Source organism: Luteococcus peritonei, assembly GCF_039526385.1.
GTDB classification, from domain to species: Bacteria; Actinomycetota; Actinomycetes; order Propionibacteriales; family Propionibacteriaceae; genus Luteococcus; species Luteococcus peritonei.
Genome location: NZ_BAAAIX010000007.1, coordinates 164,955 through 178,488 on the forward strand (window position 1 = coordinate 164,955; position 13,534 = coordinate 178,488).

Sequence of the window (13,534 nt, forward strand, 5' to 3'; positions counted from 1 at the left end):
CCCCACAATCGTCGGGACCTCCCTCGGTGCCACGATGAGGGGGAGGGGGCGCCCTACGGTGGTCCCATGGCCAACCCCGTGCACCACATCGAGCTGTGGACCAGCGACGTCGAGGCCTCGTCGCCGTCCTTCGGCTGGCTCCTCACCAACCTGGGGTGGGTGGCGAACCATGACCCGGCCTGGCCGGCTGGTCGCACCTGGCACCATCCCAGTGGCGCCTACGTCGTGCTCGAGCAGTCGCCCGACGTGTCGGGTCCGCACGGACGGACCCGCGCCGGGTTGAACCACTTGGCGCTCAGGATCGATGACCGCGGACTGCTGGACCGTCTGCGTTTGGAGGCCGCCGACCATGGCTGGGCGGAGCTCTTCGCCGACCGCTATCCGCATGACGGTGGCCCGGCGCACACGGCGCTCTTTCTCGAGAACGACGAGGGCTTCGAGCTGGAGATCGTGGTGGAGGAGCCGTGAGGCAGGCGTCCGTCATCGTCTTCGACATCGATGGCACGCTGATGGACCATGCCGAGGCTGCCCGTGCGGCGCTGGCCGGTTGGGTGGTCTCCCTGGGCCAGTCGATGACCACGGAGATCGCCATGGCCTGGGAGGCTGCGGAGCGTCGTCACTTCACGGCCTGGCGCGAGGGAGAGATCAGCTTCGCGGAGCAGCGGCGACGGCGGTTGCGCGAGGTTCTCCCACTGCTCGGCCAGCCGGTGGGCGACGACGATCAGCTGGATCGTGTCTTCGCCCATTACCTGCGGCGTTACGAGGCGGCCTGGCTGCCCTATCCCGACGTCCGGGAATGTCTCGAGCGGCTCCGGGTCGCCAGCCGGCGGCTGGCGGTGCTGAGCAACGGGGCCGCAGAGCAGCAGCGGCGCAAGCTGAAGTCGATCGGGGTCGCCTCCTTCTTTTCCGAGGTGTTCACCCCGGACCGGCTGGGCGTTGCCAAGCCACATCCGGAGGCCTTCCAGCGCGCCGCCGAGCTGCTCGGTGTGGCGCCGTCGGAGTGCTTCTACGTCGGCGATGACCATGAGGCCGACGTGCTGGCTGCCCGACGGGCCGGCTGGCGCGCCGTCCACCTGGATCGCACGGGCCAGATGCTGGATGCCGATGCCATCGCCGGGCTGGACCAACTGCTCCCCTGACGGGGTGCTTGGCGCATCTCAGGCCGGGTTGTCCACGCGGTAGTCCTGCAAGGCGTGAGCCGTCATGGTGGGGATGAACTCGGTGATCGTGCAGCGGGTCACTCCGTGCACCGTGAAAGGGTCCGACTCGACGACGGCCTCGATGTCCGCACGCTCGCCGCGGGCCAGGACGATGCCGCCGGTCCGAGGCTCCTTGCGTCCGGACGCCAGGAAGGTTCCGTTCGCATAGTGCCGGCGCAGGTGGGCACGGTGCGCCTCCATGTGCTCGTCCACCAGCTCGACATCGGCGACGTAGGTCAGGTCCAGGACGAAGAGATTGGCCACGAGGGAAGACTATGCCGACGGGGATGCGTTCTCGCCCGGATCGCCGTCGCTCTCACCGCTTGACCCGAGAACCACGGTCGGTTCATGGTGCACCGGGAAGTTCACCGAGCGCGCGATGAAGCAGACCTCGGCCGCGCGCGCGTGGGCTGCCTGTGCGGCCGCGGGATCGCTGTCGACACTGATGGTCAGGCGTGGCCTCAACGTGACCTCCGTGAACTGTCCGGCCCCGGTGCGGTCGGTGGTCATGGTCCCCGTCGGGTGGTCCTCGTAGCCGACGACGGTCACCCCGGCCTCGCTGGCCAGGTGGAGGTACCAAAGCATGTGGCACTGCGACAGTGAGACGACCAGGAGCTGCTCGGGGATTCCAGCGGCTGGGGTCCCCGCGAAAGGCCGGGTCCGCGCAACCTGGCAGTGTGCCGGCCGTGGCGCTGGTGACCTCGTGGTCGCGGTCGTAGGCGCGATAACTGGACGTTCCGGTGCCCCGGTTGCCGGTCCAGGTGACGGTGAGGCCGTCGTAGCTGTGGGCGAGTTCCGTCATGCAGCGATCATCGCAGTGCCTGGCCTGAGCGCATGCCGGGTCCATGGCGCGCTGGGATCAACCGACCAGACCAGTCCGCCCCCATTGCGTCATCGCGTGGAGCACATGGCTGGGTGCCAGGAGGAACATCGGCTCCAGCTGCTCCCAGCCACGCTCCTTGACCTGCTTGGCGTAGGCCAGATGGTCGGCGTCGAGCTGCGAATCGGGATCCAGCGGTGCTCCGTCCCGGCCGGTGAGCCCAAGGTGGTAGATCCATGTGACCCCGTCTGGTTCCGTGTGCAGGAACCAGGCCTCGAAGGCCGAGCGCTCCACCGCAAGAGTCTGGACGCACTCGTCGTAGCGCGTGTTCAGCATCTGCATCCACTCCCTGGCCAGCGACTCCTTCCCCTCGAGGATCTTGGCTCGCGCCAGGTCGAGCACCAGCCCATCAGGAACGGACGGCGGCATCGGATGGGAGGAGGCGGATGCGTCAGGCACGAGCCCACGATGCCATCGCGTGGGGGTCCGGTCCCTCAGCGGGGGTCCGTGTCGAGCGCGGCGTAGACGAGGGAGTCCAGCCACGCCCCGGAGCGGTGCAGGGAGTCGGCGCGGAAGTGCGCCTCGCGGTGCATGCCGATCTTCTCCATGATGCGGGCCGAGGCGATGTTGTCCGCGAAGCAGTAGGCCGTGACCCTGCGGGCGCCGGAGGCGAAGGCGATCCCGAGCAGGGCACGGGCGAACTCGGTGCCGATGCCCTGGCCCTGGTGGTCGGGGGAGACCACCCATCCGATCTCCACCTGGCTGCCGCGCGCCTGCTCGGCCACGTCGGCCTGGGCCCACGCCTCTTCTAGCTCGACCTTCCCGGTCGCGACGATCCGGCCGTCCATCTCGGCCACGACGGTGTGCTCGAGCTTGTCCAGCCAACGGTCGCGATGCTCCTGGGTGCTCGCCGGGACCGAGGTGAGCCATCGGTTGGTCTCCTCGGCCTGCCGCCAAGGCCACGTGACATCGGCGTCCTCCGCCCGGCCCCGGCGGATGGCCAGACGCTCGGTCCTGGCCAGCCACTCCTCCTCGTCACGCATGCGTTCTCTCGCGCCCTCCACGGTGGTCGGGTCCTTGGAGACGACGCAGAACAGGCTGCCTGCAGGGTCCGCGAGCACCACGAAGTCGGCATCGTCCGGGTACTCCCACGCCACCCGAGTCGCGCCCAATGAGATCAGACGATCAACCACTGTGCGCTGCTCCTCAGCGTTCTCCGTCCACAGATCAAGGTGGGTGCGGTCAGTCGCGTCAAGATGTAGATGTGGAGCCCCGGGCAGGCTGGGCGCCAGGTAGGCCGGGTTCGCTGTCCGGCTGTACCCGAGCGCTCGGCTCCAGAAGGAGCCTGCTTGTGCGGGGTCGGTGGTCAGCACCACAGCGCCGATGGTGAGCATGATTAAGGCTATGGCGCAAGGAGCGCTTCGGGTGCTGGACTCGCTCCAGAAGCCATGGCCAGGGTTCTTGCACACGTCGCCCGTGGCGAGGTTCGACGCCCCGCTGACTGAGATGTGCCCAGGCGTCAGGGAGGTGCACCACGTCCCCGGCGCCGGGGGGGTGCCGATCAAGACTGCCCGGACGTACAGCCAACCCGGCTGTGCGGCGATCTAGGCTCGAAGCATCCACTCAAGTTATGCCTACGAGGTGTCCCGACTGAGGAGCGCAATGACCGAGCCCGAGCGCAGGCGCAATCTGAGGCTGGGGCTGCTGATCGCGATCTCGCAGCTCTTCTGTGTGGTCGCTGCCGGCCTGCCGCTGCTCCGCGGCGAGGGTGGGGGAGCGCGGTGGTTCTTGTTGGCCGCCTCCAGCATCCTGATGCTCTGTGGCCTGGCCATGGCCTTCCGCCACCGATCGCGACGAGGATCGCAGGTTGCGCCGTGACGGGATCACTCCGGCGTGCTTGCTCGGAATCCCAGCGACATCATGTGCACACAGCGAAAGGACTGCCGTGGGAAACGTCAGCATCATGTTCAGCAACGATGACGCGGCCGAGTGCCACTTCGACGACTCCGAACTGAGCGCCTCGTACTCGGCGGAGATGAACCCCGAGGGCGATGTGGTCGTGACGATTGACGTCTACCGGGGAACGGACCTGGTCTCCTCGGTGCCCGTGGGGAGGTTTCCAGCTGACGACGTGGATGGATTCACACAAGACTCCTGACCCCCGCTCCACGCCTCTCCAGGTCGCGCTGCCTTCAGCGCTGCGGTGGTGTCCAGGGGTCGGGTGTGAAGATGTCCTCGATGCGGCAGTCGAAGACCGAGGCCAGGTTGAACGCCAAGGGCAGGGACGGGTCGAAGCGTCCGCGCTCCAGCGAGATGATCGTCTGGCGGGACACCCCGAGCACCTCCGCGAGCTCCTGCTGGCTCCACGACTGCTGCTTGCGCAGCTCGGGGAGTCGGTTGCGCATCAGGCCTCCCCACGCGAGATGACGAGATAGCGCGCGGCGACGTCGAGCATCGCGAACAACACGTATGCGGTCAGTGCGTGGCGGGCCGGCAGATCACGGGCCGCAGGCACCAGGTTGAATGCGGCAAGTCCCAGCCCCAGCACGGTCAGCAGGTCATAGAAGGCGCCATTTGCGGCCCGGTCGAGCCAGCTGTTCTCCACGGACTCCTCCGGGCGCTGGGTGGCGCCCCTGATCGTGCTGCGGTCCACCAGGACGGCCCATCCGCCGAAGACCAGTACAGGCAGGTTGAGGGCGACCAGCAACGCGACCAGCAGCCACGCCCGGGGCCCGTCATTGAGCAGGGCTGCTGCGCTGCCGAGCGCGGCGGTCACGAGCAGGCCGATCAGGACTGCGCCCGGCCACGGTGACCTGCCCGAGCGAGTACGTCCGAATCGAGTCGTGGAGGCGTTGTGCATGTCGGTACCTTTCGTTGCGTCACGGTCTGTAAAGCAAGCTTGACGTAAAGTCAGCTTTACGTCAAGTGTGCTTTACGTCAGCCGACCCTTGGGTCAGGGGGTCGGCAGGTGTGGCACTGGGTGGCCGTGCGGCACCAGCCGGAATCACTCCTCGCGCTCCGGAATAACCCTGAACCGACCATGGTTGAGTCAGGTGAACTCAACTTCATGTTGAGTGAGAACCACTCAAGCCCTAGAGTTGAGTCCGCAAGGCTCAACAGGGCCGAACACCACGAAGAGCTTCCCGGGCGCAGCCCAGAAGGCTCGCCCGAAACATCGCAAGCAAAAACTGGAGGAAATCACCATGGCACGTGCAGTCGGTATCGACCTCGGCACCACCAACTCCGTCGTCGCCGTCCTCGAGGGTGGCGAGCCCACCGTCATCGCGAACGCCGAGGGCGCGCGCACCACCCCCTCGGTCGTCGCCTTCTCGCCCAGCGGCGAGGTCCTGGTCGGCGAGGTCGCCAAGCGCCAGGCCGTCACCAACGTCGATCGCACCATCCGCTCCGTCAAGCGCCACATGGGCACCGACTGGAAGATCGGCATCGACGGCAAGGACTACAAGCCCCAGCAGATCAGCGCCTTCGTGCTGCAGAAGCTGAAGCGTGACGCCGAGGCCTACCTGGGCGAGTCCGTCACCAATGCGGTCATCACCGTCCCGGCCTACTTCTCCGACGCTGAGCGCCAGGCCACCAAGGAGGCCGGCGAGATCGCGGGCCTGACCGTGGACCGCATCATCAACGAGCCCACCGCCGCGGCCCTGGCCTACGGCATGGACAAGGACGAGCAGACCGTCCTGGTCTTCGACCTGGGTGGCGGCACCTTCGACGTCTCCCTGCTGGAGATCGCCGACGGTGTCTTCGAGGTCAAGGCCACCAAGGGCGACAACCGCCTCGGCGGCGACGACTGGGACCAGCGCATCGTCGACTGGCTGGTCACCCAGTTCAAGAACAAGAACGGCATCGACCTCGGCCAGGACAAGATGGCCCGCCAGCGCCTCCAGGAGGCCGCCGAGCGCGCCAAGATCGAACTGTCCAGCGCCCAGGAGGCCAGCATCAACCTGCCCTACATCACCGCCGGTGCGCAGGGCCCGCTGCACCTCGACGAGAAGCTGACCCGCGCCGAGTTCCAGCGCATGACCCAAGACCTGCTGGATCGCTGCAAGGTCCCCTTCAACGCCGTGATCAAGGACGCCAACACCTCGGTGGACAAGATCGACCAGGTCATCCTGGTGGGCGGCTCCACCCGCATGCCCGCGGTCGTGGACCTGGTCAAGGAGCTCTCCGGCAAGGAGCCCAACAAGGGCGTCAACCCGGACGAGGTCGTGGCCCTGGGCGCCTCCCTGCAGGCCGGCGTGCTGAAGGGCGAGGTCAAGGACGTGCTACTGCTCGACGTCACCCCGCTGAGCCTGGGCATCGAGACCCGTGGCGGCGTGATGACCAAGATCATCGAGCGCAACACCACCATCCCCACCAAGCGCTCCGAGGTCTTCACCACCGCCGAGGACAACCAGCCGTCGGTGATGATCCAGGTCTACCAGGGTGAGCGTGACTTCGCCCGCGACAACAAGTCGCTCGGCAACTTCGAGCTCACCGGCCTGATGCCCGCCCCCCGGGGCGTGCCGCAGATCGAGGTGACCTTCGACATCGACGCCAACGGCATCGTGCACGTCCACGCCAAGGACATGGCCACCGGCAAGGAGCAGTCCATGACCGTCACCGGCGGCTCCGCTCTGGGCAAGGACGACATCGACCGCATGGTCAAGGAGGCCGAGGCCCACGCCGAGGAGGACAAGAAGCGTCGCGAGGCCGTCGAGATGCGCAACGAGGCCGATGCCCTGGCCTTCCGCACCGAGAAGCTGCTGGCGGACAATGCCGAGAACATCGGCGAGGACGTCAAGGCCCCGGTGCAGGAGTCGCTGGACAAGCTGAAGGAGGCCCTGAAGGGCACCGACAACGACGACGAGGTGAAGGCCGCCATGGACGACCTGAACCAGAAGGCGTCGGCCATGGGCCAGGCGATGTACGCCGCCGCCCAGGCGCAGCAGCAGGCCGGCCAGGCTCCCACCGAGGACGCCCCCGAGGGCGAGCAGGCCAGCAGCACCTCCTCCGACGACGACGTGGTGGACGCCGAGATCGTCGACGAGGAGAAGAAGGACAACTGATCACCAAGATCATGAGATCCTGATGCTCCGATCGGCCCGGGGCGGAGACGTCCCGGGCCCTTCGAAGAACCAAGATCATCTGCGGCTCGCAAGGGCCGCGCCATCCCCACCGCAATCTGTACGAGCAGCATCCCCACCGCAATCCGCACGAGGAGAACCATGAGCGAGAATTCCCCGCAGGAGCCCGAGGTCAGCCAGGAGCTGCGCCAGGAGATCGACGAGGCCATGGCCCCTGCCGAGGACCAGGCCGCCCAGCAGCCCGTCGAGGGTGAGCTGCAGACCGGTGACGACGGTCGCGCCGCCGAGCTCGAGGGACTGGTGGCCGAGCGCACCGCAGACCTGCAGCGCCTCCAGGCGGAGTACGTGAACTACAAGCGGCGCGTCGACCGTGACCGCCAGCTGGCTCGCTCGGCCGGTGCTGAGGCCGTCGCGGCGGACCTGATGCCCGTGCTCGACTCCATCCAGATGGCCGCCGGCCACGACGAGCTGACCGGCGGCTTCAAGCTGGTGGCCGACGAGCTGGCCCGGGTGGCCGCCAAGCACGGCCTGGTGGCCTTCGGCGAGGTGGGCGAGCCCTTCGACCCGCACCTGCACGAGGCCCTGATGCAGGTGCCGCTGCCCGGCGCCACCCAGACCTGCGTCTCGCAGGTCATGCAGCAGGGCTACCGCATGAACGATCGCGTCCTGCGCCCCGCCCGCGTGGCCGTGAGCGATCCCGACCCCACCGCGGGCCAGAACAACTGACCGGCAGGAAGGAGGCGCTGTGAGCACCAAGGACTACCTGGAGAAGGACTACTACAAGATTCTCGGCGTCTCCAAGGACGCCAAGCCCGACGAGATCAAGAAGGCCTTCCGCAAGATCGCGCGGGAGAACCACCCCGACCAGCACCCCGGCGACGCCGCCGCCGAGAAGCGCTTCAAGGAGGCCTCCGAGGCCAACTCGGTGCTCTCCGACACCAAGAAGCGCAAGGAGTACGACGAGGCGCGCAGCTTCCTCGGGGGTGGCGGCTTTCGCTTCCCGCGTGGTGGCCAGGCGCCCGGCGGGGCCGGACCCTCCGTCGAGGACCTGTTCCGCAATGCCCAGGCCGACGGTGGGCTGGGCGACATCTTCGGCAACCTGTTCGGCCAGGCCGGTGCGGGCGGTGCCCGGCGCGGCGGCGGCCGGGTGCAGCGTCGCGGCGCCGACGTGGAGGGCGAGGTCTCGATCGGCTTCACCGAGGCCTTCGAGGGCACCACGGTCACCATGCAGATGGTCTCCGAGGCCGCCTGCGAGGCCTGCCGCGGCACCGGCGCGAAGGCCGGCACCGTCCCCGAAGTCTGCCTCACCTGCCAAGGCTCCGGCATGACCGCCTCCACCAGCGGCGGCGTCTTCTCGCTCAACGAGACCTGCCCCGACTGCAAGGGCCGCGGGCTGGTGGTCAAGGATCCCTGCGCCGTGTGCAACGGCTCGGGCCGCGCCAAGTCCACCCGCAGCATGCAGGTGCGCATCCCCGCCGGCGTCACCGACGGCCAGCGGATCCGGATCAAGGGCAAGGGCTCCCCGGGCGAGAACGGGGGAGAGGCCGGCGACCTGTACGTGCTGGTGCACGTGCGGCCGCATCGCATCTTCGGCCGCAAGGAGGACAACCTCACCCTCACCGCCCCGGTCAGCTTCACCGAGGCTGCGCTGGGCGCCGAGATCGAGGTGCCCACCCTGAGCGGCTCGCGGGTCACGCTGCGCATCCCCGCCGGCACCCCCAACGGCCGCACCTTCCGGGTGCGTGGCAAGGGCGTCCAGCGCAAGAACGGCAGCAGCGGTGACCTGCTGGTGACCGTCGAGGTGCAGGTGCCCGAGGAACTGGACGAGAAGGCCAGGCAGGCCCTGACCGACTACGCGGCCGCCGCCGGGTCGACGAACCCGAGGGCGGGGCTGTTCGGGAGCCTCTCATGAGTGCCAACTACCCGCAGCTGGTGGACCGCGACGCGCCGATCTTCACGATCAGCGTCGCGGCCAACCTGGCGGGGATGCACGCCCAGACCCTGCGTTCCTACGATCGGATGGGCCTGGTGGTGCCGCGTCGCACCCGTGGCCGCGGCCGTCGCTACTCACCGCGTGACGTGGCCAGGCTGCGGCTGATCCAGCACCTCTCCCAGGAGGAGGGGATCAACCTCAACGGGATCCGCCGGATCCTGGAGCTGGAGGGCGAGGCGGAGCGGATGCGCGCCGAGCTCTCCGAGGCCCGGCGCCAGCTCGCCGAGGCCCATGCGGTGCGCAGTGCGGCGCCCCGGGTCTTCACCGCCGAGGCCACCGGCGCGGTGCACCTGGGTCGGCAGCCGCGACGTCAGCTCGCCCTGCCAGGCCGCTGAGCTCGCTGGACGCCGGTACGGCCTCAGGCCTCCCGCTCGCGCGAGACCTGCCAACGGCCCACCTTGGTGTAGCTGGAGTCGTAGACGTTCATGCCCGCCCCGTCGCTGAGCTCGACGTCCTTGAGGGCACCGGCCCAGTAGCGCAGCACGCGGCCGACCTCGGCCACCTGGTCGCCCTCGGGCATCTTGTCCAGGTCGATGGTCAGGGTGAACTTCATGGTCTTCCTTCCACGCGGATGGCTCGAATGCTGCTCGCCCCATCTTTCCAGCTGGTGACGCCCAGATGTCCGTTTGGAAGCGACAAATGTCACCGGATGGGGGAAACGGGCACCACAGCCCACGCACTTGGCGGATTTTGCCTGCCGAAAGTCAGTACTACGGCGTGTCGCGCGACTCTAGCGTGAGGGACATGAAACCCCTCGTGATCCGCAGCGCGATCGTCGCCTCCCTGGGCGGCTTGATCTTCGGCTTCGACACCGCCGTCATCTCGGGCACCACCGATGCCCTGAAGAGCTACTTCTCGCTCACCTCCGCCGAGTTGGGCACCGTCGTGGGCGTCGCCCTGCTGGGCACCATCCTCGGCGCCATGACCGCCGGACAGCCCGCCGACAAGTACGGCCGCAAGAAGGTCCTGTTCGTCATCGGCATCCTCTACATCCTCGGCGCCCTGGGCTCCGCCTTCGCCCACGACGTCTGGGTGCTCAGCCTGTTCCGCTTCCTGGGCGGCATCGGCGTGGGTGCCGCGAGCGTCTGCGCGCCCATCTACACCGCCGAGATCGCTCCCGCAAAGGTGCGTGGTCGCCTGGTCGGCCTGGTGCAGTTCAACATCGTGCTCGGCATCCTGCTGGCCTACCTGTCCAACTACCTGGTCCGGCTGCTGGTCAACGACCCGATGGTGGACTGGCGCTGGATGTTCGGCGTGATGGCGGTTCCCGCGGCCATCTTCCTGGCGCTGCTCTTCACCGTCCCCGAGACACCTCGTTGGCTGATCTCCCACGGCCGCGAGGCCGAGGGCCGCGAGGTCGTCGGCAAGCTGACCATGAGCCGCGACGAGGCGGACCTGCAGATCCGTGAGATCGACGAGTCCCTGGCCGAGGCCGAGCGCAACAACGACCAGGAGGCCAAGTTCTTCACCCGCGGCAACCGCAAGGTGATCCTGCTCGCCTTCACCATCGCCATGTTCAACCAGATGTCCGGCATCAATGCCATCCTCTACTACGCGCCCGCCGTGATGCAGAAGGCCGGGGCCAGCGCGAACGCCGCCTACCTGATGAGCGTCGCCGTCGGCTTCATGAACCTGGTGGCCACCATGACCGCGCTCACCGTGATCGACAAGATGGGTCGGCGCAAGCTGATGCTGATCGGCTCCATCGGCTACCTGATCAGCCTGGGCTTCCTGGCCGGCGTGATGTTCTACTACGAGAACGCGAAGAACGGCGCCTTCACCAGCACCTCCTCGATCCTGGTCCTGGTGGGCCTGCTGGGCTTCATCGCGGCCCACGCCTTCGGTCAGGGCTCGGTGATCTGGGTCTTCATCTCCGAGATCTTCCCCAACCGCATCCGTGGCCGGGGCCAGTCGCTGGGCTCGCTGACCCATTGGGTCTTCGCCTGGCTGACCTCCACCCTCTTCCCGCCGATCATCGACGCCCTGGGTGGCGGCGTGGCCTTCTCCATCTTCCTGGTCTTCATGATCGGTCAGCTCCTCTGGGTGCTCAAGGTGATGCCCGAGACCAAGGGCGTGCCGCTGGAGGAGATGGAGGCCCGGCTCGGCCTCAGCAAGGCCTGATCGCATCGTGGTGGGCCGGCGTCACCCCGCCGGCCCACGCACCGCACCACCCCTGTCCACCCCTTGCCCACCAGTGGAAGAATCACCACCATGAACAGCGAAGTTCGCACCCAGCAGTCCGGTGTCCTGTGCCTCGGCGAGGCCCTCGTCGACGTCGTCATGCGTGACGGCAAGTCCTCCGAGCACGTCGGCGGCAGTCCGCTCAACGTCGCCTGCGTGATGAGCCAGCTCGGCCACGACGCCACGATCGGCGCCTGGTGGGGCCAGGACGAGCGCGGCGCCGCCATCGAGAAGCAGGCCGCCGACAACGGCGTCCACGTCGCGGCCGGCTCCGACGGTGCCGAGCGCACCTCGGTGGCCTTCGCCCAGCTGGACGCCGAGGGCCGCGCCACCTATGACTTCGACCTGCTCTGGTCGCTGCCGGAGCTGGACGGGCTGGACCGGATCCAGCACCTGCACACCGGCTCCATCGCCGCCACCCTCGAGCCGGGCGGCAGCAAGGTGGTGGAGGCCGTCGAGCAGGCCCGCGGCAGCGCCACCATCAGCTATGACCCCAACATCCGTCCCTCGCTCATGGAGAGCCCGGACAGGGTGATGGCCCGGGTGGAGCAGCTGGTGGCCCTCAGCGACGTGGTCAAGGTCTCGGACGAGGACCTGGAGTGGCTCTTCCCCGGCACGCCGGTGGAGGACATCATGCGTCGCTGGTCCACCATGGGCCCCGCCCTGGTGGTGGTGACCCGCGGCCCGTGGGGCGCCTACGCCCGGCTGGCCAACAACCGCGACATGCTGGTCATCGACCAGATGAGCGTGAAGCTCGCCGACACCGTCGGTGCCGGTGACTCCTTCATGGGCGGCCTGCTCTCCGGACTGCTCGACGCGGGCCTGCTGGGCAGCCGCGAGGCCGCCGGGCACCTGGCGGTCGCGGGCTGGAACGAGGTGCAGCCCGCCCTGCACCGTGCAGTGATCACCTCCGGACTCACGGTCAGCCGTGCCGGGGCGCACGCGCCGACGCGGGAGGAGATCGCCGAGGCGATCCTCCAGGACCCCTCGCTGGGGGACTGACCACGACGTGCCCGTGACGGGGTCGCTGCCTGCGGGCGGCGGCCCCGTCGCTGCAGCCGAGCACTTCCACGATTGGCCTTCCACGCGGTCAGATGCGGCCCTAGGTGTTGCGGGTCATGACGTTGTAGACACGGCTGGGGATGCGAAGGGGGCAGGTCTCTCGACAGGATGAGTGGTGTCTAAGCCGTCATCACGTTGAGTCAGAAAGACCTGCCCTTGAACACCCACGCTAACGCACCCCTGTCCCTGGAGGGCCGCCGCCGGCTCGTGGAACGCTGCCAGCACCGCCCGATCGCCCACGTCGCGAAGGAAATGGGCATCTCCCGCGCCTGCGCCTCCAAGTGGGTCAACCGGCACCGCGACCTCGGCGACCCAGGCCTGCTGGACGGCTCCAGCGCCCCACACACCAGCCCCACCCGAACCCCCGACAACGTGATCGAGGAAGCGCTGAAGCTGCGCCGGGCCAAGAAGTGGTCCTCGGCCAAGATCAGCACCGAACTCGCCGAGAAACACCACATCACCGTGTCGACCTCCACGATCCAACGCCACCTACGGCTCCACAACCTGCACCGGCGTCGCTTCCTCGACCTCGACGGCGAGCCCGTGCGGGAACCCCAGAAGATCACCGCCCGCTACCCCGGCCACATGATCCACATGGACGTGAAGAGAGCGGGCAAGATCCCCGACGGCGGCGGCTGGCGCATCCACGGCCGCGACTCCGACCAAGCACGCCAAGCGAACCGCGCGAAGAAGGGCCAGAAGGTGGGTTACACCTACTTCCACTCGGCCATCGACGGGTTCAGCAGGCTGGCCTACACCGAAGCCCTGCCCGACGAGAAAGCCACCACCGTGATCGGGTTCTGGGCCCGCGCCCGCGCCTGGTTCTCGCTCCACGGAATCGGCCGGATCACCCGGCTGGTCACCGACAACGGGCCCTGCTACAAGGCCCACGCCTTCGAACGCTCCATCACCGGCCACGTCGCGAAGCACCAGTACATCCGGGCCTACACCCCCCGACACAACGGCAAGGTCGAGCGCTACAACCGGATCCTGGCCGAGGAATTCCTCTACGCCCGACCGTTCACCTCAGACGCCCACCGCAGCGCAGCCATCAAGGTCTGGAACGTCCACTACAACTACCATCGGACCCACACCGCCTGCGGGAACCAGCCACCAGCCACCCGCACCCCAGCCCGCGTCATGAACGTGATGACCTCAAACACCTAGGCTGGGGAGCAGTCAGCGACGACACCTCACG

General features: G+C 68.0%; 17 protein-coding genes and 1 pseudogene. 11 read left to right on the top strand and 7 right to left on the bottom strand.

What is annotated here, in order from left to right:
• Window positions 1–66 precede the first annotated feature (66 nt).
• Together ABD073_RS03155 and ABD073_RS03160 are read left to right on the top strand one after the other, a co-directional pair.
• Window positions 67–468 (top strand): VOC family protein, encoded by a 402-nt coding sequence (locus ABD073_RS03155; RefSeq protein WP_343872329.1) that lies wholly within the window; start codon window positions 67–69, stop codon window positions 466–468.
• Window positions 465–1,139 (top strand): HAD family hydrolase, encoded by a 675-nt coding sequence (locus ABD073_RS03160; protein WP_343872330.1) that lies wholly within the window; start codon window positions 465–467, stop codon window positions 1,137–1,139. Before ABD073_RS03155 ends, ABD073_RS03160 begins: the two co-directional genes overlap by 4 nt.
• Before the next feature lie 18 nt (window positions 1,140–1,157).
• Here the strand turns inward: ABD073_RS03160 and ABD073_RS03165 are convergent, their stop codons facing one another.
• From ABD073_RS03165 to ABD073_RS03180, 4 genes are all read right to left on the bottom strand, one after another.
• Window positions 1,158–1,463: a YciI family protein gene (locus ABD073_RS03165; protein WP_343872332.1), complete on the bottom strand. Its 306-nt coding sequence runs from the start codon at window positions 1,461–1,463 to the stop codon at window positions 1,158–1,160.
• Between the two features lie 9 nt (window positions 1,464–1,472).
• The gene (locus ABD073_RS03170) at window positions 1,473–1,784 is read right to left on the bottom strand and encodes an OsmC family protein (RefSeq protein WP_343872334.1); all 312 of its coding nucleotides are present in this window, start codon (window positions 1,782–1,784) and stop codon (window positions 1,473–1,475) included.
• 274 nt (window positions 1,785–2,058) lie between these two features.
• Window positions 2,059–2,478, bottom strand: a complete 420-nt coding sequence (locus tag ABD073_RS03175) for a DUF6176 family protein (RefSeq protein WP_343872336.1) — start codon at window positions 2,476–2,478, stop codon at window positions 2,059–2,061.
• Window positions 2,479–2,513: 35 nt separating this feature from the next.
• Window positions 2,514–3,413, bottom strand: a complete 900-nt coding sequence (locus tag ABD073_RS03180) for a GNAT family N-acetyltransferase (RefSeq protein ID WP_343872337.1) — start codon at window positions 3,411–3,413, stop codon at window positions 2,514–2,516.
• Window positions 3,414–3,681: 268 nt separating this feature from the next.
• On the opposite strand from ABD073_RS03180, the gene ABD073_RS03185 reads away from it, so the two are divergent.
• Both ABD073_RS03185 and ABD073_RS03190 read left to right on the top strand, forming a co-directional pair.
• Window positions 3,682–3,897, top strand: coding sequence for a hypothetical protein (locus ABD073_RS03185; protein WP_343872338.1), 216 nt, complete (start codon window positions 3,682–3,684; stop codon window positions 3,895–3,897).
• A gap of 67 nt (window positions 3,898–3,964) precedes the next feature.
• Window positions 3,965–4,177, top strand: coding sequence for a hypothetical protein (locus ABD073_RS03190; RefSeq protein ID WP_343872340.1), 213 nt, complete (start codon window positions 3,965–3,967; stop codon window positions 4,175–4,177).
• Between the two features lie 70 nt (window positions 4,178–4,247).
• Here ABD073_RS03190 and ABD073_RS03195 read toward each other — a convergent pair.
• Together ABD073_RS03195 and ABD073_RS03200 are read right to left on the bottom strand one after the other, a co-directional pair.
• A pseudogene (locus ABD073_RS03195) lies at window positions 4,248–4,424 on the bottom strand (helix-turn-helix transcriptional regulator); the annotation flags it as partial.
• Window positions 4,424–4,879: a hypothetical protein gene (locus tag ABD073_RS03200; RefSeq protein ID WP_343872345.1), complete on the bottom strand. Its 456-nt coding sequence runs from the start codon at window positions 4,877–4,879 to the stop codon at window positions 4,424–4,426. The gene ABD073_RS03200 and the pseudogene ABD073_RS03195, both read right to left, overlap by 1 nt.
• 343 nt (window positions 4,880–5,222) lie before the next feature.
• On the opposite strand from ABD073_RS03200, the gene dnaK reads away from it, so the two are divergent.
• The 4 genes from dnaK (at window position 5,223) to ABD073_RS03220 (ending at window position 9,428) form a co-directional block, all read left to right on the top strand.
• Window positions 5,223–7,082: a molecular chaperone DnaK gene (gene dnaK, locus ABD073_RS03205; RefSeq protein WP_343872347.1), complete on the top strand. Its 1,860-nt coding sequence runs from the start codon at window positions 5,223–5,225 to the stop codon at window positions 7,080–7,082.
• Window positions 7,083–7,241: 159 nt separating this feature from the next.
• Window positions 7,242–7,826, top strand: a complete 585-nt coding sequence (locus ABD073_RS03210) for a nucleotide exchange factor GrpE (RefSeq protein ID WP_343872348.1) — start codon at window positions 7,242–7,244, stop codon at window positions 7,824–7,826.
• A 19-nt stretch (window positions 7,827–7,845) separates the two neighbouring features.
• Window positions 7,846–9,012, top strand: coding sequence for a molecular chaperone DnaJ (dnaJ, locus tag ABD073_RS03215; protein WP_343872349.1), 1,167 nt, complete (start codon window positions 7,846–7,848; stop codon window positions 9,010–9,012).
• Window positions 9,009–9,428 (top strand): heat shock protein transcriptional repressor HspR, encoded by a 420-nt coding sequence (locus ABD073_RS03220; protein WP_343872350.1) that lies wholly within the window; start codon window positions 9,009–9,011, stop codon window positions 9,426–9,428. Before dnaJ ends, ABD073_RS03220 begins: the two co-directional genes overlap by 4 nt.
• 23 nt (window positions 9,429–9,451) lie before the next feature.
• Here ABD073_RS03220 and ABD073_RS03225 read toward each other — a convergent pair whose 3' ends face one another.
• A complete protein-coding gene (locus ABD073_RS03225; RefSeq protein WP_343872351.1) occupies window positions 9,452–9,646 on the bottom strand; it encodes a hypothetical protein in 195 nt (64 codons plus the stop codon).
• Window positions 9,647–9,837: 191 nt separating this feature from the next.
• Between ABD073_RS03225 and ABD073_RS03230 the strand changes: the two genes are divergently transcribed.
• The 3 genes from ABD073_RS03230 (at window position 9,838) to ABD073_RS03240 (ending at window position 13,503) form a co-directional block, all read left to right on the top strand.
• Window positions 9,838–11,214: a sugar porter family MFS transporter gene (locus tag ABD073_RS03230; RefSeq protein ID WP_343872353.1), complete on the top strand. Its 1,377-nt coding sequence runs from the start codon at window positions 9,838–9,840 to the stop codon at window positions 11,212–11,214.
• Window positions 11,215–11,304: 90 nt separating this feature from the next.
• Window positions 11,305–12,276, top strand: coding sequence for a carbohydrate kinase family protein (locus ABD073_RS03235; RefSeq protein WP_343872354.1), 972 nt, complete (start codon window positions 11,305–11,307; stop codon window positions 12,274–12,276).
• 216 nt (window positions 12,277–12,492) lie between these two features.
• Window positions 12,493–13,503, top strand: a complete 1,011-nt coding sequence (locus ABD073_RS03240) for an IS481 family transposase (protein ID WP_343872355.1) — start codon at window positions 12,493–12,495, stop codon at window positions 13,501–13,503.
• Window positions 13,504–13,534: the final 31 nt, after the last annotated feature.